Source organism: Pantoea sp. JZ29 (assembly GCF_035190385.1).
GTDB classification, from domain to species: Bacteria; Pseudomonadota; Gammaproteobacteria; order Enterobacterales; family Enterobacteriaceae; genus Pantoea; species Pantoea stewartii.
This window is the reverse complement of record NZ_CP045241.1, coordinates 3,584,921-3,607,553: the sequence shown is the minus strand read 5'-3', so window position 1 is coordinate 3,607,553 and position 22,633 is coordinate 3,584,921. Positions and strand designations below refer to the sequence as shown.

The window sequence follows — 22,633 nt, the reverse complement described above, 5'->3', positions numbered from 1 at the left end:
GGAACAGGACTACGTCACTGGACGCTGGTGCACAAAACAGGCCGTGCCGGCGGCACGGCAACAGGGATTATTGCGCCTGAAAGCGCATCGACAGATCCAGAGCACGCACATGCTTGGTCAGCGCGCCGACAGAGACATAATCCACACCGGTCTCGGCGATGTCCCGAATCGTCGTTTCGGTGACGTTGCCTGACACCTCCAGTAGCGCACGACCAGCCGTGATCTTCACCGCCTCGCGCATCGCCTGAAGGGAAAAATTGTCCAGCATGATGATGTCGGCCGCCGCAGCCAGTGCCTCTTCCAGCTCTTTCAGCGATTCAACTTCGACTTCCACAGGGACATCCGGATAAAGCCAAAAGGCTTTTTCGACGGCCTGACGAATTGAGCCGCTGGCAATAATATGGTTTTCTTTAATCAGAAACGCATCGGACAGGCCGAGGCGATGATTAGTGCCGCCACCGCACAGTACGGCGTATTTCAGCGCTGTTCGCAGGCCTGGCAATGTTTTGCGTGTATCCAGAAGCTGTGTCTGTGTGCCTTCCAGCAGCGCGACATAGCGGCTGACTTCCGTGGCGACGCCGGACAAGGTTTGCACAAAATTCAATGCGGTGCGTTCGGCCGTCAGCAACAGGCGGGCTGGCCCGTCAACCTCAAACAGGGGTTGATCCGGGATAACATGTTGTCCATCTTTCACATGCCATGTCAGGGCGGTGTGCGCGCCTAGCTGGTTAAACACCTCTTCGACCCAGCGTTTACCACAAAAAACACCGGCTTCACGGGTAATAACCTGAGCATGTGCCCGACTGTCGGCTGGCAGGAGCTGCGCGGTAATGTCGCGGTCGCTCTCTGTCTCACCGCCGAGATCTTCCTTTAATGCGCGTTCAACGGCCTCGGGGATATCATTTTCAATACGTTCAAGCAGCGCCTGATGGCGACTGTCAGGATCATAGCGACGCACAGACATACGCGTTCCGCTCCAGTAAATGTCAGGTAACAGAGGCGATTACCATAGCCTGAATAGCGCGAAGGCACCAGTCCTTAGTCACTTTTTGTTTAGTATACTTAACATGTGCGTTTATCAGCCCGATAGTGCAACGCATTTTGACGCAATAATCCCTTAAAATTCATGCTATTCTCAAACCGGTCCTGCGAAGAGAATCCAGCATGAAAGTAGAAAAAGGTTGGCTGTCCGGTGTGCGACAGGTGCCGTCCCCCCATTGTAATGATCGGCCGCATAATGAAGCGCCATCCCTTCTGGTCATTCACAATATCAGCCTGCCGCCCGGCGAATTCGGCGGCCCGTGGATTGATAAACTGTTCACCGGCACGCTGCCTGCCGACGCGCATCCCTACTTTGCTGAGATTGCTCATCTGCGCGTTGCGGCGCACTGCCTTATCCGACGTGATGGCGAAATCGTGCAATATGTCCCCTTTGATAAACGTGCCTGGCACGCTGGCATCTCGCAGTTTGAGGGGCGGGAAAACTGCAACGACTTTTCAATTGGCATTGAACTGGAGGGCACGGATATTGAACCTTATACCGAGGCACAATACGCCGCTCTGCATCAGGTCACGCAGACGTTGTTAGCCCATTATCCGTTAACGCCTGCGCGCATTACCGGCCACAGTGATATTGCACCGGGACGGAAAACCGATCCCGGCCCGGCGTTTGACTGGGACGATTTTAAACAGCGGTTACAGCAACAAAAATTGGAGTAACTATGACGTTATTTACCTTGTTACTGGTTTTAGGTTGGGAACGGCTGTTTAAGCTGGGGGAACACTGGCAACTGGATCACCGGCTGGAGCCTGTGTTTCGTCGCCGTCAGCATTTTTCGGTGATGCGCACACTGCTGATGCTGATTATCGCGATGGGCCTGACCGCGCTGGTGGTCGGGAGCCTGAAAGGCATTTTGTTTGGTATTCCTCAGCTTCTGTTCTGGATCGTGGTGGGGTTACTGTGCATCGGAGCGGGTGTGGTGCGTCAGCACTATCATACGTATTTGCAGGCGGCGAGTCGTGATGACGCCGCGGCACATCAGGCCATGGCGGCAGAGTTAACCCTGATCCACGGTGTGCCTGTTGAGTGCAGCGAACGCGAATTCCTTCGTGAGCTTCAGAATGCGCTCATCTGGATTAACTTCCGTTTCTATCTGGCACCGATGTTTTGGTTCGTGGTGGGCGGTGCCTGGGGACCGGTGTTACTCGTGGGGTATGCGTTTTTACGCGCCTGGCAAAGCTGGCTGGCAAAACACTGCACGCCCATGGCCCGCTCTCAGTCTGGCGTGGACAGCATTCTGCATGTGGTTGACTGGCTCCCGGTGCGGCTGGCGGGCGTTGCCTATGCGCTGCTGGGGCACGGTGAGAAAGCCTTGCCTGCCTGGTTTGCCTCGCTGACGGACAGGCACCACTCGCAGTACCAGGTTTTAACCACGCTGGCGCAGTTTTCGCTGGCTCGCGATCCGCACAGCGATAAGGTCGCAACGCCACGTGTCGCCGTGGCGCTGGCGAAGCGCATTTCGCTGGTGCTGGTGGTGGTTGTGGCGTTGCTGACCATTTACGGCACGTTGGTGTAGTCGGCAGGGGGAATCCCGAAGTCGGGTGTGCCATCCTCACGCCAGTGAAAATATTTCAGACGCGTATGGCGATTACCGTCCCAAAGGGGATCGCCCTCAATTTCTGTATAATTGCGTGCGTGATAGACCAGCAGATCGCGCCCGTCCTCATCCTGAGTAAAACAACTGTGTCCCGGTCCATACTGGCGGTTTTCCCAACTGGTTGCAAAGACCGGACGCGCTGATTTCTGCCAGGCCATCGCGTTCAGCGGATCGGCATCACGCGGAATGGAAAGCAGGCCCATGCAGTAGTTTTCATCCGTTGCGCTGGCAGAATAGGTAATAAACAGCCAGTCACCATGCACTATCGCGGCCGCGCCTTCGTTGACGCTAAACCCCGCGCACTCCCATTCATATTCCGGACGGCTCAGCATCACCGGTTTACCTTTGAGCGTCCATGGATTACGCAATTCAGCCAGATAGAGGTTGGAATTCCCTGGAATTGCAGGATCTTTCTGCGCCCATAAGTACCAGTTTTTCTCCTGGTGAACAAAGTGGGTGGCATCCAGCGCAAAACTGTCGAGATGACTTAACACCTGGCGCGGGGGCTGCCAGTGGCCACTGAGCGGGTCGTCATCGTTGCACACCAGCGCGTACATCCGGTGCTGAAACAAGCCATCTTTGATATCGCGCGAAGGCGCTGCGGCAAAATAGATAACCCAGTGTTCCTCAATACGATGCAACTCCGGTGCCCAGATCAGCTCACTGAACGGCCCAATATCGGGTTTACGCCAGACCACGACCGGTGTCGCGGTGCGTAAGGCCGTTAGCGTGCTGGCACGACGTAGCTCAAGACGATCATATTCCGGTACGGAAGCAATAAAGTAATAGTGTTCTCCGTGGCGCAGGATAAACGGATCGGCGCGCCGTTCAATAAAGGGGTTGGGCCAGTTTTCGCTCATTTCAACTCTCCAGTCGGAAGCTCGGTAGGGTGTTTTTCGTGCGCCTGAATCTGGCGGAGGGCAAGATCGCGTTGAATGGTTTGCATTAATGTGCGATCCACTTTCATCAGTCGCACCACGCCCGCGGTAATCAAATAGCCAGCCCCGGGGATAACGGTAAACAGCAGGACAATGCCGTTGAGCGCGTGAGCCGATTGCTGTTTCGCACCCGCATCATAACCGTAAGCCGAGAGCAGAAAGCCGACCATCGCCCCCGCGACGGCCAGTCCGACCTTGAGAAAGAACAGATTGCCTGAAAAGCTGATGCCGGTAATACGCTTACCGGTTTTCCATTCACCGTAATCGTCCACATCCGCCATCAAAGACCAGTGTAAAGGGGAGGGAATTTGATGAAGGACATTAAGCAGAAAGTAAGCGATAACGACTGTCACGGTGGCGTGGGGATCAAGCCAGTAGAAACCGCAGGAGAACAGGGCAAGGGCGATATTGGTCCAGAAAAAGACTTTCAACTTACACCAGCGGTCGGTAAGGACTTTTGCCAGCGTGCTACCCAGCATCATGCCAACCACGCCCAGGCTGATAAACAGCGTGGCAAAGTGCGCCGTTTGTCCCATGACCCAGGTCACGTAATACAGGGTTGCTGCCATACGAATAAAACCCGGGCAGACATTGCAAAGTGTCAACAGCAAGATGCGCACCCACTGATCGTTCTTCCACACATCACGCAAATCGTTTTTCAGCTCATCATGAGTAGGGACGGCAGGCTGAATACGTTCCCGCACGGTGGCGAAGCAGAACAGAAACATTGCCAGTCCCACCAGGGCCAGCACAGCCATCGCCATCTGATAACCCCGCGCCTTGTTCTCACCGCCAAACCATTCCGCCATCGGCAGCAACGACAGTGACAGAATCAGGGTGGCAATGCCGACCATGACAAACCGGTACGACTGGCAGGAGACACGCTCACCGGGATCGTTAGTCATGACGCCACCCAGCGAGCAGTAGGGGATATTAATGGCGGTATAGGCCAGGGACATGAAAAAGTAGGTGGTAAAGGCCCAGATGACCTTGCTGGGATAGCTCCAGTCTGGCGTGGTAAACATCAGTACACTGAATATAACGTAGGGCACTGACACCCACAGTAACCAGGGACGGAAACGTCCCCAGCGGCTTTTGGTACGGTCAGCTATCGCGCCCATTATCGGGTCGGTGATGGCGTCCAGAATGCGCACCGAGAGTAACAGCACGCCCACTAAGGCCGGTGCTAAGCCAAAAACGTCGGTATAGAAATAGCTGAGGAACAGCATGACAGCGCCACCGATCATGTTGCACCCCGCATCACCCATGCCATAGCCCAGCTTTTCTCTGAATGAGAGGGGGTTATCTGTCATTGTTGTAACCTGCAGAGAAATTAAACATAAAAGGATTATTAATGTTTAATCCACAGGCGGCGCGGCACGAAATTGTTGGGATGATGGACAAAACAGCCGTGCAGGGAGAAGTGTGAGCAGGGTCGGGTTTACCGAGCCTGCCCGCCGTTTTCTGTCGGCGGGCAGGCAATGCCGTCAGGCTTTTTGCGTCTTATTCTTGATGAAATAGCCAATAGCCAGGATGATCAGCCAGACAGGAATGAGCCATACGGAAATGGCCATGCCTGGCGTCATCGCCATCAGGACCAGGATGCCAGCCAGGAAGATCAGGCAAACCCAGTTACCCACAGGGTACAGTACCGCTTTGAAACGGGTGGTAACGCCCTGCTGGTTTTTCTTTTTACGGAATTTCAGGTGCGCCAGGCTAATCATCGCCCAGTTGATGACCAGCGCAGACACGACCAGCGACATCAGCAGACCAAACGCCTCGCCCGGCATCAGGAAGTTCAGCAGCACGCACAGCGCGGTGGCGACGGCTGACACCAGAATACTCATCACGGGCACACCGCGGCGGTCCACGTTCAGCAGCGCTTTTGGCGCATTCCCCTGCTGGGCCAGACCAAACAACATGCGGCTGTTACAGTAAACGCAGCTGTTATAGACCGACAGTGCGGCGGTGAGGATCACCACGTTTAGTGCATTGGCAACCATGGCATCGCCCAGTTCGTGGAAGATAAACACAAAGGGGCTGGTATCTTCAGTCACGCGCGTCCACGGCATTAATGACAGCAGCACTGCCAGCGAGCCGATATAGAAAATCAGGATACGCCACAGCACCTGGTTGGTGGCTTTTGGAATCGTGGTTTCAGGATTGTCCGCTTCTGCCGCCGTAATCCCGACCAGTTCCAGACCGCCAAAGGAGAACATGATAATCGCCATAACCATCACCAGCCCACCGAGGCCATTCGGCATAAAGCCGCCGTGTTCCCACAGGTTACGCACGGTTGCCTGCGGCCCACCGGTACCACTGAACAGTAACCAGCCGCCAAACAGGATCATCGCAATCACCGCGATAACTTTAATAATGGCAAACCAGAACTCCATTTCACCAAACACTTTAACGTTCGTCAGGTTAATGGCATTAATCAGCACGAAGAAGATAGCGGCTGATGCCCAGGTGGGAAAATCGGGCGCCCAGAACTGAATGTATTTACCGACGGCACTCAGCTCCGCCATGGCGACCAGCACATACAGCACCCAGTAGTTCCAGCCAGAGGCGAAACCGGCAAAATTTCCCCAGTATTTATAGGCAAAGTGGCTGAAGCTCCCGGCAACGGGCTCCTCGACCACCATTTCACCCAACTGACGCATGATAAGAAAGGCGATAAACCCGGCAATCGCATAGCCTAAAATAACGGCGGGACCTGCGGATTTGATGACCGACGCGCTGCCCAGAAACAGGCCGGTTCCCACTGCACCGCCCAAGGCGATCAACTGTATATGGCGATTTTTTAAACCGCGCTTCAGCGATTCACCGTGCTGTTGTTCCATACACACCTCATGATGTTGTTATTCTTCGCTTCAGAATGTGCTGACTGTAAAGAATTAAATACACTTAAGACTGATGTTTTTAAGGTGTCAGACTTGCGTAATGCCGCCAGCTGTAACCTGACCAACAGAATAGTGATAAGCGCAGGGCTTTGCACCTGCTTTCGCCAGCCCCGGTACGAGTTGGCTTAAAAAGAATCAAACGGTCTGCCGTCTTATTAACCCCCGATGAGAAAAACGGCAGCAAACCGCGCTGACCAGGCGCTGATGGCTAAATCGGTTTAGTCATACATGCTGTGTAATTTTTGGTAAAGGTTAAAAAAATTAACGTCCAGGTATGGCCTGATTCTCCACTTTTATCTCTGGATTTAACGCGCGCATCCCGCATTCCTTCACTGAAGTGTCACAGATGCCGTATAGACACAAGGTGAATACTTTGTTACTTTACGGGCACCTTTTTTGAATTGGTATTACCAATTTACTTTGTTTGACCGGCATACTTTAAGAAGGGAAGATGGCTTATAGCAAGATTCGTCAACCCAAACTCTCCGATGCGATTGAGCAGCAACTGGAATCCCTCATTATGGAAGGGACGCTGCAGCCGGGAGAGAAGTTGCTCCCCGAGCGCGAACTCGCCAAACAATTCGATGTTTCACGTCCGTCTCTCCGTGAGGCAATCCAGCGATTAGAAGCGAAAGGATTGTTACTACGCCGTCAGGGCGGCGGAACATTCGTACAAAAACATCTCTGGCAGAGCATGAGCGATCCACTCGTAGAGCTACTCGCCGAACATCCGGAATCTCAGTTTGATCTGCTGGAAACGCGCCACGCTTTAGAAGGCATTGCGGCTTACTATGCGGCACTGCGTGGCACAGAAGAAGATTTGCAGCGTATTCGCGACTGTCATCTTCATATCCAACAGGCGCAGGACAGCGGCGATCTCGACGCTGAAGCAGACGCAGTGATGAAGTATCAGATCGCTGTCACAGAAGCGGCCCATAATGTCGTGCTTTTGCATTTGCTACGATCAATGGGCCCTATGCTGGAACAGAATGTCCGACAGAATTTTGAATTGCTCTACTCTCGCCGGGAAATGCTGGCGAAAGTGAGCGGTCACCGCGCCAGAATTTTTGAGGCGATTGTGGCTCGTGAGCCAGAACAAGCACGCGAGGCATCACACCGTCACCTGGCGTTCATTGAGGAAATCTTGCTGGACAGAAGTCGGGAGCAGAGCCGTCGAGAACGCTCCCTACGTCGTTTACAGCAACGTAAGGAATAACGCGCGGCAAAGATCGTGCGGACATGTGCGACGAGCCTGTCTCCCTGACGTTAACAGGCTCCCAATTTTTCAACGTATTAGACACAGATAAGGAATACCCCCATGTCAGAACGTTTACACAATGACGTGGATCCGATTGAAACTCGTGACTGGCTACAGGCGATCGAATCGGTCATCCGTGAAGAAGGTGTTGAACGTGCACAGTATCTGATTGATCAGGTGCTGAGTGCAGCCCGTAAAGGCGGTGTGAAAGTTGCTGGCGGTGCTGCCGCTATCAGTAACTATATCAACTCTATTGCCGTTGAAGATGAACCGGAATATCCGGGCAACACCTCACTTGAACGTCGTATCCGATCCGCTATCCGCTGGAATGCCATCATGTCGGTGTTGCGCGCATCGAAGAAAGATCTGGAGCTTGGCGGCCACATGTCCTCCTTCCAGTCTTCTGCCACTATCTATGAAGTGTGTTTTAACCACTTCTTCCGCGCGCGCAGTGAGAAAGATGGCGGCGATCTGGTGTACTTCCAGGGCCACATTTCTCCGGGTATCTATGCCCGTGCTTTCCTGGAAGGCCGTCTGACCGAAGAGCAGATGAATAACTTCCGTCAGGAAGTCGATGGCAAAGGCCTGTCTTCTTATCCGCATCCAAAACTGATGCCGGAGTTCTGGCAGTTCCCGACCGTTTCAATGGGCCTGGGCCCACTCAACGCTATCTATCAGGCTAAGTTCCTGAAGTACCTGGAACACCGTGGTCTGAAAGACACCTCTGGCCAGACCGTTTACGCGTTCCTGGGCGACGGCGAGATGGATGAACCAGAATCCAAAGGTGCGATCACTATCGCGACCCGTGAAAAACTGGATAACCTGGTCTTTATCATCAACTGTAACCTGCAGCGTCTGGATGGACCGGTCACCGGTAACGGTAAGATCATCAACGAGCTGGAAGGCATTTTTGCCGGTGCTGGCTGGGAAGTGATCAAGGTTATCTGGGGCGGTCGTTGGGATGAACTGCTGCGCAATGACACCAGCGGTAAACTGATCCAACTGATGAACGAAACCGTCGACGGCGACTACCAGACGTTTAAATCGCGTGATGGTGCCTACGTGCGTGAGCACTTCTTCGGTAAATATCCGGAAACCGCTGCGCTGGTGAAAGACTGGTCAGACGATGAGATTTGGTCACTGAACCGTGGTGGTCACGATCCGAAGAAAATTTACGCGGCACTGAAAAAAGCGCAGGACACCAAAGGCAAGCCGGTTCTGATTCTGGCTCATACCATCAAAGGTTACGGTATGGGTGACACCGCAGAAGGCAAGAACATCGCGCACCAGGTGAAGAAGATGAACATGGATGGCGTACGCTATATCCGTGATCGTTTCAACGTGCCGGTCGAAGACGACAAAATTGAGTCGCTGCCTTACATCACCTTTGAGAAAGGCTCCGAAGAGTACAACTACCTGCATGGTCAGCGCGAGAAGTTAGGCGGTTACCTGCCTTCACGTCAGCCTAACTTCACGGAAAAGCTGGAAATGCCGGCGCTGGAAGAGTTCAGTGCGCTGCTGGAAGAGCAGAACAAAGAGATCTCTACCACCATCGCGTTTGTGCGTGCGCTGAATGTGATGCTGAAGAACAAGTCGATTAAAGATCGTCTGGTGCCGATTCTTGCCGATGAAGCCCGTACCTTTGGTATGGAAGGCCTGTTCCGTCAGATTGGTATCTACAGCCCGAACGGTCAGCAGTACACGCCGCAGGACCGCGAGCAGGTGGCTTACTATAAAGAAGACGAGAAAGGTCAGATTCTGCAGGAAGGGATCAACGAGCTGGGCGCAGGATCGTCCTGGCTGGCGGCGGCGACCTCTTACAGCACTAACAACCTGCCGATGATTCCGTTCTACATTTATTATTCGATGTTTGGCTTCCAGCGCATTGGTGATTTGATGTGGCTGGCGGGTGACCAGCAGGCGCGCGGCTTCCTGGTCGGCGGTACCTCAGGCCGTACTACGCTAAATGGTGAAGGTCTGCAGCATGAAGATGGTCACAGCCATATTCAGTCACTGACCATTCCAAACTGTATCTCCTACGATCCAGCGTATGCCTACGAAGTGGCTGTCATCATGCACGACGGTCTGGTACGCATGTACGGTGAAGCGCAGGAAAACATTTATTACTACATCACTACGCTGAACGAAAACTACCACATGCCAGCGATGCCGAAAGGTGCCGAAGAAGGTATCCGTAAAGGTATCTACAAGCTGGAAACCGTAGACGGTAGCAAAGGTAAAGTTCAGCTGTTGGGTTCAGGTTCTATCCTGCGCCATGTGCGTGAAGCCGCGCAGATCCTGTCGGCTGATTACGGCATCGGTTCGGACGTTTACAGCGTCACCTCGTTCACCGAACTGGCCCGCGATGGTCAGGATTGTGAGCGCTGGAACATGCTGCATCCGACAGAAGCGCCGCGTGTGCCTTACATCGCTCAGGTGATGAACGAAGCACCCGCTGTCGCATCAACCGACTACATGAAGCTGTTTGCTGAGCAGGTTCGCAGCTACGTGCCTTCAAGCGATTACCGTGTGCTGGGCACCGACGGCTTTGGCCGCTCTGACAGCCGTGAAAATCTGCGTCACCACTTTGAAGTGGATGCAGCATACGTTGTGGTAGCCGCGCTGGGTGAACTGGCTAAACGTGGCGAAATCGATAAGAAAGTCGTGGCGGATGCGATCGTGAAGTTCAAGATCGATGCCGATAAAGTTAACCCGCGTCTGGCTTAAGAGGTAACAGAGTAATGGCTATTGAAATCAAGGTACCGGATATCGGGTCAGACGAAGTTGAAGTCACCGAAATTCTGGTCAAGGTTGGCGATAAGGTGGAAGCCGAGCAGTCGCTGATCACTGTAGAAGGCGATAAAGCCTCTATGGAAGTGCCTTCGCCGCAGGCCGGCGTAGTAAAAGAGATCAAAATCGCAACCGGTGACAAAGTGGAAACCGGCTCGCTGATCATGATGTTTGACGCAGAAGGTGCTGCTGAAGCGGCACCGGCGCCAGCTCAAGAGAAAAAAGCTGAGGCCGCCCCTGCCGCCGCTGCGTCTGCCAGCGCCAGCAAAGACGTTAACGTACCGGATATCGGTGGTGACGAAGTCGAAGTCACCGAAATTCTGGTGAAAGTGGGCGACAAAGTTGAAGCTGAACAATCGCTGATCGTCGTTGAAGGCGACAAAGCCTCAATGGAAGTCCCGGCACCGTTCGCGGGCGTGGTGAAAGCGATTAAAATCGCCACCGGCGATAAAGTGAATACCGGCTCTCACATCATGGTCTTTGAAACAGAGGGTGCTGCACCGGCTGCTGATGCGAAGCCAGAAGTGAAAGAAGAGGCTGCGACGGCACCCGCTGCGGCCGCAGGGGCAAAAGACGTTAACGTACCTGACATCGGCGGCGACGAAGTTGAAGTCACCGAAGTGCTGGTGAAGGTCGGCGATAAAGTCGAGGCTGAGCAGTCACTGATTGTAGTGGAAGGCGATAAGGCGTCGATGGAAGTTCCGGCACCGTTCGCGGGCACCGTCAAAGAACTGAAAGTCGCGACGGGCGATAAAGTCAGCACCGGTTCGCTGATCATGGTGTTTGAAGTGGAAGGCGCTGCCCCTGCCGCGGCACCGGCGGCTAAGAAAGAGTCGGCCCCTGCACCTGCGGCGGCGGAATCTAAGCCTGCCGCTGCCCCTGCACCAAAAGCAGACAGCAAAGGCGAGTTTGCTGAGAATGAAGCCTATGTGCACGCCACGCCGGTGATTCGTCGCCTGGCGCGTGAATTTGGCGTTAACCTGGCGAAGGTGAAAGGCACAGGACGCAAAGGCCGTATCCTGAAAGAAGACGTTCAGGCTTACGTGAAAGATGCAGTGAAACGCGCAGAGGCTGCGCCAGCCGCAGCCAGCGGTGGCGGATTGCCGGGCATGCTGCCATGGCCGAAAGTTGACTTCAGTAAGTTCGGTGAAGTTGAAGAAGTGGAACTGGGCCGTATCCAGAAAATCTCGGGTGCCAACCTGAGCCGTAACTGGGTGATGATCCCACACGTAACCCACTTTGATAAAACCGATATTACCGATCTGGAAGCTTTCCGTAAGCAGCAGAACGCCGAAGCTGAGAAGCGCAAACTGGACGTGAAATACACGCCAGTGGTTTTCATCATGAAAGCTGTCGCTGCAGCGCTTGAGCAGATGCCACGTTTCAACAGTTCCCTGTCTGAAGACGCGCAGAAGCTGACGTTGAAAAAATACATCAACATCGGCGTGGCGGTCGATACGCCAAATGGTCTGGTCGTTCCGGTCTTTAAAGACGTGAACAAGAAGGGCATCACCGAGCTGTCTCGTGAGCTGATGGCGGTCTCTAAAAAGGCGCGCGATGGCAAACTGACCGCAGGCGATATGCAGGGAGGTTGTTTCACCATCTCCAGCCTGGGCGGCCTGGGCACCACGCACTTTGCGCCGATTGTTAACGCGCCGGAAGTGGCCATCCTTGGCGTGTCCAAATCCGCAATGGAGCCTGTATGGAACGGTAAAGAGTTTGCACCACGTCTGATGATGCCGATCTCTCTGTCCTTCGATCACCGTGTTATCGACGGTGCGGATGGTGCACGTTTCATTACTATTATTGGCAATATGCTGTCAGACATTCGTCGTCTGGTTATGTAAAAAGCGCAAAAGGCCGGCAAATGCCGGCCTTTTTGTAACATTCAGGGCACCGCTGTTGGCAGTTTATTAACAATTCTGTAAACTCTTGCGGTGAACATGTCCCGGTGGAATAAGGACATTATGAGCCTATTCCATTAGGCATAATTGGCGCAGTCAGATTGAGTCACGGCAGGCAAATCCGATAGGGGAATGTTTGCAGCAGCAGACGCAATATGGCCAGTTAACTAGCCTAATGGGATAGGCTCAGCGTCTGACCCGCCGGAAATCCAATAAGAGGTCATGATGAGTACAGAGATTAAAACTCAGGTCGTGGTACTTGGGGCAGGTCCTGCAGGTTACTCTGCAGCTTTTCGTTGCGCTGACTTAGGTCTGGAAACCGTACTGGTTGAGCGCTACAGCACCCTCGGTGGTGTCTGTCTTAACGTAGGCTGTATCCCGTCTAAAGCGCTGCTGCACGTTGCTAAAGTGATTGAAGAAGCGAAAGCGCTCGAAGAACACGGCATTGTGTTTGGTCAGCCGCAAACGGATATCAACAAAATCCGTAGCTGGAAAGAGAAGGTGATTAACCAACTGACCGGCGGCCTGTCTGGCATGGCGAAAGGGCGTAAAGTGAAAGTGGTTAATGGCCTGGGCAAATTTACCGGTGCCAATACGCTGGTGGTCGAAGGTGAAGGTGGCGCAACCACTATTAACTTCGATAACGCCATTATCGCTGCAGGTTCACGTCCTATCGAACTGCCGTTCATTCCTCATGAAGATCCTCGTGTATGGGATTCCACTGACGCGCTGGAACTGAAAGAAGTGCCTAAGCGTCTGCTGGTTATGGGTGGCGGAATCATCGGTCTGGAAATGGCTACCGTTTACCATGCGCTGGGTTCAGAGATCGATGTGGTCGAGATGTTTGACCAGGTTATCCCGGCGGCCGATAAAGACGTGGTTAAAGTCTTTACCAAACGTATCAGCAAGAAATTTAACCTGATGCTGGAAACCAAGGTTACCGCCGTAGAAGCCAAGGACGACGGTATCTATGTTTCGATGGAAGGCAAAAAAGCGCCGGGCGAAGCTCAGCGTTATGATGCGGTTCTGGTTGCGATTGGTCGTGTACCGAACGGTAAAGGCCTGGATGCTGACAAAGCCGGAGTCGAAGTTGACGATCGCGGCTTCATCCGCGTTGACAAGCAGATGCGCACCAATGTGCCACACATTTATGCGATCGGCGACATTGTAGGTCAGCCAATGCTGGCACACAAAGGCGTGCATGAAGGCCATGTTGCGGCAGAAGTCATTTCAGGTCTGAAACACTACTTCGATCCGAAAGTGATTCCTTCCATTGCCTATACTGAGCCAGAAGTTGCCTGGGTCGGTCTGACTGAGAAAGAAGCGAAAGAGAAAGGCATCAGCTATGAAACCGCCACATTCCCGTGGGCGGCATCAGGCCGTGCGATTGCTTCTGACTGTGCAGATGGCATCACCAAACTGATTTTCGACAAAGAGACCCATCGTGTTATCGGTGGTGCCATTGTCGGAACGAACGGCGGTGAACTGCTGGGTGAAATCGGTCTGGCCATTGAAATGGGCTGTGACGCAGAAGATATTGCGCTGACCATTCATGCGCACCCAACCCTGCATGAATCCGTAGGACTGGCGGCTGAAATTTTTGAAGGCAGCATCACCGATCTGCCTAACGCGAAAGCGAAGAAGAAATAAGTCTCAGGACAGTCATAGCGGCCCCTTATGGGGCCGTTTTTTTATGCTGATTATTATCGAATAAGAAAATCAATAAAGGAAAGGGCGCCTGCGCTAACACATTTACACTGGCATATAGGGCGGAGTAAACTCCGCCACTAACGAAGTTTTACTGCCTGGTTTCGTAATTCAAGACAGCCGAAAGTTCAGCACTCATTATTCTGAGGCGAAGCTCACATAATGAACCTCGGTTTGATAAACTCAATCCTAAGAGAATTAACCCGCTAATAACAAGTAAACCGTATTTCGACTTCATGGTGGCACCTCTCTTGATTTTCATCGAGCGAGGGGCTACCCTGACAGTGTTGAGGTGTTAGGGTAGTGACCTCCGCTCGCATTAGTTGACTGATTAATGTGAGCGGTTCCTTCCTCTTTCCACCTCAGGTTCTTACCCAAAGCAGAAAGCTTCAGGCGCCCAACCGCAGTCTACGCATTTATTATTTTACTGTCCCCTGGTTTTTTATTTTTTCATAATGCTAATTAATAAAAAATTCTGTCTTTTATATTTTAAATGTTATTTATGCTGATTCCTTCATGACTATTTTAAAATAATTATTACTCGGTTCTTATATTGCTGTTAATTTTGATGGTTGATCACTTCGTTATTATTAACACGTAACCAGTCAATAAAATGACGTAATGGTGCAGAGACATAACGCCTGCCGGGATAGTAGAGCCAGAAGCCATCGGCATTCTCCGTATAGTGACTTAACAGCTCAACGAGTGCGCCACTTCGCAGACTGGCACTGACCACGGCCTCCTGCAGAAAAGCAATCCCTGCTCCCGCAAGGGCGGCCTGCAATATTCGTTCGTTGTTGTCCAGCACCAGAGAGCCACTGACGGCGACTTCCCGCTTTTTCCCTGCGTGCATGAATTCCCAGCGATAGCGTTGCCCGCTCGGGAAACGCCGCTCAATGCAGGGAAACTGCAGCAGATCGTCCGGTGTTTGCGGGACACCATGACGTTCGATAAACGCCGGGCTTGCGACAACCAGTGTACGCATTGCCGGGCCAAAGGGCAGGGCGATCATATCCTGCGCCAGCACATCACCGTAGCGAATGCCTGCATCAAAACCGGCTTCAAGGATATCCACCAGCGCATCGTTGCTGTCAATTTCCAGCGTAATGTCCGGATAGCGCTGGAGGAATGGCAGGATCAGGCTGTCAAAAAACAGCGCTTCTGCAGAGCGGGGCATATTGAGTTTCAGCGTACCGTGAGGCCGGGCTCGCCAGTCGTTAAGTTCATCCACGGCCTGCGATAAATCGAGTAAGGCAGGCTGAATGCGCTGCAGAAAATGTTGTCCAGCCTGGGTCAGTGAGACACTGCGCGTCGTGCGGTTGAGTAATCTCACTCCTAGCCGTTGTTCGAAATGACGCATGGCGTGGCTCAGCGCAGACGGCGTCACGTTGCGTGCCTGTGCGGCTTTGCGGAAGCTCCGGTGGTGCGCAATGGCGCTGAACATTTCCAGTTCCTGCAGGGTGGCCCGCGAAAGTGTCATTGATGAATTTTCCTCACTGAATGGGCAAGAATAGCGCAATTGTTGTTGGTATTGATGAGGATTATAACAATAACACCGCAACAAAGAGGAAAACATCATGCAACAACGTCAATTGGGTAATCAGGGATTACGCGTTTCAGCACTGGGACTCGGCTGTATGGGCATGACCTTCGCCTATGGCAATCATGATGAGCAGCAGGCATTAAATACGCTGTCGCGCGCGTTTGAACTGGGCATCAACTTTCTGGATACCGCCGAAATCTACGGTCCCTTTACCAACGAGGTGCTCATCGCTAAAGCCCTTAAAGGCCGCCGCGACAATATCACGGTTGCCACAAAATTTGGTTTTGCGATTACTGGCGAAGGTCAGGGCTGGGAAAAGATGACGGGCGTTAACAGCCAGCCTCAGCATATTCGCCGTGCAGTCGAAGGATCGTTAACCCGTTTGGGGACCGATCATATCGATCTGCTTTACCAGCACCGTTTTGATCCGAGCGTACCGATTGAAGACGTGATTGGCACGATGGCGGATCTGATTAAAGAGGGAAAAGCCCGCTATATTGGGTTGTCTGAAGTCTCATCTGCTACGCTGCGGCGCGCCTGTGCCGTCCATCCCGTTTCTGCCTTACAAAGCGAATACTCACTCTGGACCCGCGATCCCGAGCAGGACATTCTGGCGACCTGTCGTGAACTGAATGTCGGTTTTGTGCCTTACAGTCCGTTGGGCCGGGGCTTCCTGACGGGCAAACTGACGTCCGTGGACGCGCTGGATCCGCATGACTTCCGCCGCAGTTTGCCGCGTTTTCAGGAGCAGGCACAGGAACATAACCAAAAGTTAGTCGCGCAGCTCACTGGGATGGCACACAGTTATGGTATTACTGCGGCACAACTGGCGCTGGCATGGGTCATGGCGAAGGGGGAAGATATTGTGCCGATTCCGGGAGCGAGCAAGGTCCATCATCTGGAAGAAAACTGTGCCGCAGCGAATGTCGTCCTGACAGGGGCGGACAGTGACACGCTGGACAGGCTCTTTGCGCCGCAAAACGTGCGGGGTGAACGCTATGCGGATGCAGAATATGGCATGATCGATCGTTAAGCTTACAGCGAAATGACTGGGTTAACCGGCAGGGCATTAAGCCCTGCGTTTTTTTCGTTTATCTCTGTTCAGGTAGCGCATTCTGCTGCAGAAAACCGCAATGTTGCTTTTTTGTAAACAGATTAACAAGCTGTTGAAATCCTGCTATGCTGCCCCACGCGGAACCGGGCACCTTACCCTACTCATGGAATGCGTTGTCATCAGGGTGCACCGGAAACCCATACAATGAGAGCGAGGAGAACGTCGTGCTAGAAGAATACCGTAAGCACGTTGCCGAGCGTGCTGCCCAAGGGATCGTACCTAAGCCATTAGATGCTTCCCAGATGGCCGCGCTGGTTGAACTGCTAAAAAATCCACCTGCGGGTGAAGAAGAATTTTTGACCGATTTGTTGGTCAACCGCGTACCACCCGGCGTCGATGAAGCGGCGTATGTTAAAGCAGGTTTCCTGGCTGCTGTCGCCAAAGGCGAAACAACCTCTCCTCTGGTATCTCCTGAAAAAGCCGTTGAACTGCTCGGTACCATGCAGGGCGGTTACAACATCCATCCTCTGATTGAAGCATTAGATGATGCGAAACTCGCGCCGATTGCGGCAAAAGCGCTTTCCCACACGTTGCTGATGTTTGACAGCTTTTACGACGTTGAAGAAAAAGCCAAAGCAGGCAACGCGCATGCGAAACAGGTGATGCAGTCATGGGCGGATGCCGAATGGTATCTGTCACGTCCAGAGCTGGCTGAAAAAATTACCGTAACGGTTTTCAAAGTCACTGGCGAAACCAATACAGACGATCTGTCTCCGGCACCGGATGCCTGGTCACGTCCTGATATCCCTCTGCATGCGCTGGCAATGCTGAAAAATGCCCGCGAAGGCATTGAGCCAGATGAGCCAGGCAACATCGGACCGATCAAACAAATTGAAGCGCTGCAGGCCAAAGGTTTTCCGCTGGCCTACGTCGGTGACGTTGTAGGCACCGGTTCATCACGTAAATCGGCGACCAACTCGGTGCTGTGGTTTATGGGCGATGACATTCCGAACGTGCCAAACAAAAAAGGCGGTGGCGTTGTGCTGGGTGGCAAAATTGCCCCTATCTTCTTCAACACCATGGAAGATGCAGGCGCGCTGCCGATTGAAGTGGATGTGAACAACCTGAATATGGGCGATGTCATTGATATCTACCCCTTCAAAGGTGAAGTCCGCAACCACGAAACCGGCGACCTGCTGGCCAGTTTTGAACTGAAAACCGACGTCCTGATCGATGAAGTCCGTGCTGGTGGACGTATTCCCCTGATCATTGGCCGTGGCCTGACGACCAAAGCGCGCGAATCGCTGGGGCTGCCTGCCAGTACCGTGTTCCGTATCGCGAAAGACGTGGCTGAAAGCACACGTGGCTACTCGCTGGCACAGAAAATGGTGGGCCGTGCCTGTGGTGTTGACGGCATCCGTCCTGGTGCGTACTGCGAACCTAAGATGACCTCTGTGGGCTCACAGGATACTACCGGTCCAATGACCCGAGACGAATTGAAAGACCTGGCCTGCCTGGGCTTTTCGGCTGACCTGGTCATGCAGTCGTTCTGTCACACGGCGGCTTATCCTAAGCCGGTGGATGTGAACACGCACCATACGTTACCTGACTTCATCATGAACCGCGGCGGGGTTTCTCTGCGTCCGGGTGACGGGGTTATTCACTCCTGGCTGAACCGTATGCTGCTGCCGGATACCGTCGGAACAGGTGGCGATTCTCATACGCGTTTCCCTATCGGGATTTCGTTCCCGGCAGGCTCGGGCCTGGTCGCCTTTGCTGCGGCAACGGGCGTTATGCCGCTCGATATGCCGGAATCGGTGCTGGTACGTTTCAAAGGCAAAATGCAGCCTGGCATTACGCTGCGCGATCTGGTTCACGCCATTCCGCTGTATGCCATTAAGCAGGGCCTGCTGACCGTCGAGAAGAAAGGCAAGAAGAACATCTTCTCTGGCCGCATCCTTGAAATTGAAGGTCTGCCCGATCTGAAAGTTGAGCAGGCGTTCGAACTGACCGATGCGTCTGCAGAACGTTCTGCTGCGGGCTGTACCATTAAGCTGGATCAGGCGCCGATCAAAGAGTACCTGACCTCTAACATTGTCCTCTTGAAATGGATGATCTCGGAAGGCTACGGCGATCGTCGTACGCTGGAGCGCCGTATCGAAGGCATGGAGAAATGGCTGGCGGATCCACAGTTGCTTGAAGCCGACGCCGATGCGGAATATGCCGCGGTGATTGACATCGATCTGGCTGAGATCAAAGAGCCGATTCTGTGTGCGCCAAACGATCCGGACGATGCGCGTCTGCTGTCTGATGTGCAGGGCGAGAAAATTGATGAAGTCTTTATCGGCTCGTGCATGACCAATATCGGTCACTTCCGTGCGGCAGGTAAGTTGCTGGACAGCCATAAAGGCCAGTTACCAACCCGTCTGTGGGTCGCACCACCGACCAAAATGGACGCGGCTCAGCTGACAGAAGAAGGTTACTACAGCGTATTTGGTAAGAGCGGTGCGCGTATTGAGATCCCGGGCTGTTCACTGTGCATGGGTAACCAGGCACGTGTGGCTGACGGCGCAACGGTGGTCTCGACGTCAACCCGTAACTTCCCGAACCGTCTGGGTACAGGGGCTAATGTCTATCTGGCCTCTGCGGAGCTGGCTGCCGTCTCATCGCTGTTAGGTAAACTGCCTACGCCAGATGAGTATCAGCAGTTCATGGCACAGGTTGATAAAACAGCCACTGACACCTATCGCTATCTCAACTTTGACCAGTTGAGTCAGTACACGGAAAAAGCAGACGGCGTGATTTTCCAGACTGCCGTCTGACAGGTGACGATCGTTCTGTATGAGAGGAGCGCCCCGGCGCTCCTCTTTTTTTATGCCTCAAAAGGGGCGTCCAGGGAATCTGGATAGGCGCGCTAAGCAGGTGCACGGCAATAAAAATAGCGGTATAACAGCGCGAGTAACTGACAAAGAGATAAGATCATGGAGTATGAATTTTTACGCGACATCACGGGCAAGGTAAAAGTGCGCATGTCGATGGGCCATGAAGCATTAGGCCACTGGTTTAATGAAGAAGTCGGGCATGACGCCAGCGTGCTGGATGAGGTTGAAGCCGAAGCCCAAAAACTTACAGGCAGTGAGCGCCAGTGGCAGCGCATCGGGCGCGAATATACGCTCTGGATGGATGATGAAGAGGTCATTGTCCGCGCGAATACATTGAATTTCGAAGGCGATGAGATGGAAGAGGGCATGAATTACTACGATGAAGAAAGCCTGTGCTTCTGCGGTAAGGAAGATTTCCTGGCCGTGATTGCCGCCTGGCGGCGATTTATGTCGGGCAAATGATTGAAAGCTTGCACACCGATCGCCATTTACCTCCTTTGTTGATTGATAATGCTCAATTATCAGCGTTTTAATCTGAGATTCCCGCCGCATATTTTATTTTTGTGATTTAATATCATCATTGTGATTATAATTAATCATCAAGGTGGTGGTATGAAGATTAAGGAAACAATCGAAAAAGTGCCTGGCGGAATGATGATTATCCCGTTGGTGCTGGGGGCCGCCGCTAACACGCTGGCTCCCGACGCCTCAGGGACAGGGGGCTTTACGCCGGCACCGTTTAAAGAGGACGTGCCTGCGCTTATCGGTGTTTTTTTGTTATGCATGAGATCGGTTAAAGCGCTGCCCCAGGCGCGGGTTACGGGCGGCGGTATCACCGTGACGAAGTGTCCTGCTGCTGTCGCGCTGGGTCTGTCTGTCGATACGTTGTCTGGCCCTGAAGGCCGGTGGGGATTGTCATCCGTTGCGGTCATTGCGGCGATGGACAACAGCAACGGCGGTCTTCATACGGTCCCGGCAGGGGCCGCCGCCAGGACAACTGCCGTCACGCCGGCTGCGCTGGCGCAGGCCGATCCGGCTCTGTCTTGTGTGGTCGCCGCGGCAACGCCGCTGATTGCGACATCGGTGATTGTCACCGCCCTTTTAACGCCGATGCTGACCTTCCTGGGTGGCAAAAGGTAATCAGCGACGGGCTGTCGCTTTATCTACGGAAAAATCACGATGAAAATGATCGTTATTGCCGACGACTTTACCGGTGCGAATGATACGGGCGTGCAACTGGCTAAAAAAGGGGCACGTACGGAAGTGATGCTGACGTCACAGCAAAAGCCCTCACGTCGCGCTGATGTGCTGGTGATTAACACAGACAGCCGGGCACTCAGCGCTGAGCAGGCGGCGGTTGCGGTGAAACAGGCGCTGTCTCCCTGGGTGCGCCCTGGGCAAAACAGCGTGCTGATCTATAAAAAAATCGACTCTACCTTTCGTGGCAATCCCGGCGCAGAGATTGCTGCGGCTATGGCCGCCAGCGGAACCACGCTGGCGATTGTCGCCGCAGCCATTCCGTCTGCGGGGCGCATGACGCGCAATGGTGAATGCTGGGTTCACCAGCGCCCGTTGCTGGAAACCGAGTTTGCCAGCGATCCGCGCACACCGATTATCTCCTCGCGTATCCGCACGCTGATCGGCTTACAGACCGATCTGCCTGTCAGGGAGATGACGCTGGACGACGTCAGGCGTGGCGACCTCGCAGACCGGCTTGAAAACCTGCGCCAACAGCCCGCCAGCATCGTCATTATTGATGCAGAAAGCGATAACGATCTGGCCCTGATTGCCCGGGCTGCTCTCTCAATGGCTGCGCGCCCATTGCTGGTTGGGGCGGCGGGACTGGCCAACGCGCTTCCGACCGACAGCTATATGGACAGCGATCAAACGCTTCCGGTTCTGGTGGTGGCGGGCTCGATGAGTGAAATGACCCGGCGTCAGGTAGCCCAGGCGCAACGTCTGGGGCGGGCTGACGTGGTCAGAATCGCGGTTGAAACCCTGCTTGCACCTGAGAAAGAGCAAAAAGAGATCGTAGAGCAGGCGTGCCAGATCCTTGCACAGAACAGGCACTGTATTCTGCAGACCAGCAGCCACGGGGACGACCGTAACCAGATTGCAGCGCTGACCGGAAAATATGCATTGAGTCGCGAGGCGTTGGGCGAAACGCTGAGTCGGCGAATGGGGGATATCACCTTAGCGATCCTGGATCGTGCCCGTACGGGTGGGCTGTTCCTGACGGGCGGCGACATCGCGATCGCGGTGGCGAATGCTCTCGGCGCCGAAGGTTACCGTATCCACGGCGAAGTGGCGCCCTGTATCCCGTGTGGCACCTTCGTAAACAGTGACATCGATGATTTACCCGTTATCACTAAAGCAGGGGGATTCGGGACGGATGATACGCTCTGTGATGCGCTGCATTATATTGAGGAGCTGTATCTGAATGAGTAAACCTGAGCCTGCAGATGTGCAGGCCAGAATCGCGTTTCGACAGGATAAGTCAGGGGAAATTAGGAGGAATGATGAGAATAGCTGTGCCCTGTTTAATAAAGGGCGCGATATTCTCCATTATTAAAATATAATAAATCCTTACGTTCCCTGTTCGATGTGTAATGCTGTACTCCCCAAGGGTGCTGTTACATTTCGTTACCTGAATGCAACTACTCGCTTAAGTCAAATTTATTGTTCGGTAAAACGAAACAGGCTTCACTGTCCTTTTTGAATGCTTAATCTGTTTGATTTTTCAGTTTTTTATGGCCACGCGCACCGTGAAAACAGGGCGATAACAGGGATTATCCTCCTCCCTGTTTTCTCGTTATTTCCGCTAACGCTAATTTAAATTGTAACGCAGTGGAAATTTCCGCGAGAGCGCTAATAATCAACTTAACATTGATGCGTTCACTTCTACGTCACTCACCGTTCGGTTGAGTGGTCAGGCTTTTCATTAAATTTATATGCCTGATTTATTAATGTGCCTTGCCATTATTCTCGTGAATTAAT

At 53.3% G+C, this 22,633-nt stretch carries 15 protein-coding genes and 1 pseudogene; 11 read left to right on the top strand and 5 right to left on the bottom strand.

The features are described 5' to 3' along the window. Nucleotides 1–67: 67 nt before the first annotated feature. Entirely contained in the window at nt 68–964 is an 897-nt protein-coding gene (gene nadC / locus GC090_RS16810) for a carboxylating nicotinate-nucleotide diphosphorylase (protein ID WP_324020472.1), read from the bottom strand. Between the two features lie 200 nt (nt 965–1,164). Between nadC and ampD the strand changes: the two genes are divergently transcribed. Together ampD and ampE are read left to right on the top strand one after the other, a co-directional pair. Further along, a complete protein-coding gene (ampD, locus tag GC090_RS16805; protein ID WP_006117696.1) occupies nt 1,165–1,719 on the top strand; it encodes a 1,6-anhydro-N-acetylmuramyl-L-alanine amidase AmpD in 555 nt (184 codons plus the stop codon). A 2-nt stretch (nt 1,720–1,721) separates the two neighbouring features. Continuing rightward, nucleotides 1,722–2,576, top strand: a complete 855-nt coding sequence (ampE, locus tag GC090_RS16800; RefSeq protein ID WP_006117697.1) for a beta-lactamase regulator AmpE — start codon at nt 1,722–1,724, stop codon at nt 2,574–2,576. Here the strand turns inward: ampE and GC090_RS16795 are convergent. The 3 genes from GC090_RS16795 to aroP all read right to left on the bottom strand — a co-directional run bounded on the left by GC090_RS16795 (nt 2,558) and on the right by aroP (nt 6,438). Then, nucleotides 2,558–3,517: a glycoside hydrolase family 43 protein gene (locus tag GC090_RS16795; RefSeq protein WP_324020470.1), complete on the bottom strand. Its 960-nt coding sequence runs from the start codon at nt 3,515–3,517 to the stop codon at nt 2,558–2,560. The two genes, ampE and GC090_RS16795, sit on opposite strands and share 19 nt — an antisense overlap. Further along, nucleotides 3,514–4,908 carry a glycoside-pentoside-hexuronide (GPH):cation symporter gene (locus tag GC090_RS16790; protein WP_324020468.1) on the bottom strand — a complete coding sequence of 465 codons (1,395 nt, stop codon included), beginning with the start codon at nt 4,906–4,908 and terminating at the stop codon, nt 3,514–3,516. Before GC090_RS16790 ends, GC090_RS16795 begins: the two co-directional genes overlap by 4 nt. Nucleotides 4,909–5,082: 174 nt before the next feature. Next, entirely contained in the window at nt 5,083–6,438 is a 1,356-nt protein-coding gene (gene aroP / locus GC090_RS16785; RefSeq protein WP_058702053.1) for an aromatic amino acid transporter AroP, read from the bottom strand. 511 nt (nt 6,439–6,949) lie between these two features. Between aroP and pdhR the strand changes: the two genes are divergently transcribed. The 4 genes from pdhR to lpdA all read left to right on the top strand — a co-directional run bounded on the left by pdhR (nt 6,950) and on the right by lpdA (nt 14,100). Next, nucleotides 6,950–7,714, top strand: a complete 765-nt coding sequence (gene pdhR / locus GC090_RS16780; protein WP_033740273.1) for a pyruvate dehydrogenase complex transcriptional repressor PdhR — start codon at nt 6,950–6,952, stop codon at nt 7,712–7,714. 102 nt (nt 7,715–7,816) lie between these two features. Beyond that, entirely contained in the window at nt 7,817–10,483 is a 2,667-nt protein-coding gene (gene aceE, locus GC090_RS16775; protein WP_033740274.1) for a pyruvate dehydrogenase (acetyl-transferring), homodimeric type, read from the top strand. Between the two features lie 14 nt (nt 10,484–10,497). Beyond that, nucleotides 10,498–12,393 (top strand): pyruvate dehydrogenase complex dihydrolipoyllysine-residue acetyltransferase, encoded by a 1,896-nt coding sequence (aceF, locus tag GC090_RS16770; RefSeq protein ID WP_033740275.1) that lies wholly within the window; start codon nt 10,498–10,500, stop codon nt 12,391–12,393. A 282-nt stretch (nt 12,394–12,675) separates the two neighbouring features. Continuing rightward, the gene (gene lpdA / locus GC090_RS16765; RefSeq protein WP_028724707.1) at nt 12,676–14,100 is read left to right on the top strand and encodes a dihydrolipoyl dehydrogenase; all 1,425 of its coding nucleotides are present in this window, start codon (nt 12,676–12,678) and stop codon (nt 14,098–14,100) included. 616 nt (nt 14,101–14,716) lie between these two features. Here the strand turns inward: lpdA and GC090_RS16760 are convergent. Then, complete coding sequence (locus tag GC090_RS16760) at nt 14,717–15,637, bottom strand: LysR family transcriptional regulator (RefSeq protein ID WP_324020466.1); 921 nt, start codon at nt 15,635–15,637, stop codon at nt 14,717–14,719. Between the two features lie 97 nt (nt 15,638–15,734). On the opposite strand from GC090_RS16760, the gene GC090_RS16755 reads away from it, so the two are divergent. The 5 genes and pseudogenes from GC090_RS16755 (at nt 15,735) to dtnK (ending at nt 22,084) form a co-directional block, all read left to right on the top strand. After that, the gene (locus tag GC090_RS16755; RefSeq protein ID WP_324020464.1) at nt 15,735–16,733 is read left to right on the top strand and encodes an aldo/keto reductase; all 999 of its coding nucleotides are present in this window, start codon (nt 15,735–15,737) and stop codon (nt 16,731–16,733) included. 245 nt (nt 16,734–16,978) lie between these two features. Next, nucleotides 16,979–19,576, top strand: coding sequence for a bifunctional aconitate hydratase 2/2-methylisocitrate dehydratase (gene acnB / locus GC090_RS16750; protein WP_072021701.1), 2,598 nt, complete (start codon nt 16,979–16,981; stop codon nt 19,574–19,576). 159 nt (nt 19,577–19,735) lie between these two features. Beyond that, nucleotides 19,736–20,098, top strand: coding sequence for a protein YacL (gene yacL / locus GC090_RS16745; protein ID WP_006117708.1), 363 nt, complete (start codon nt 19,736–19,738; stop codon nt 20,096–20,098). Nucleotides 20,099–20,248: 150 nt separating this feature from the next. After that, a pseudogene (locus GC090_RS16740) lies at nt 20,249–20,819 on the top strand (2-keto-3-deoxygluconate permease). Then, nucleotides 20,816–22,084, top strand: coding sequence for a D-threonate kinase (gene dtnK / locus GC090_RS16735; RefSeq protein WP_164482958.1), 1,269 nt, complete (start codon nt 20,816–20,818; stop codon nt 22,082–22,084). The pseudogene GC090_RS16740 and the gene dtnK overlap by 4 nt, the downstream one beginning before the upstream one ends. Nucleotides 22,085–22,633 lie beyond the last annotated feature (549 nt).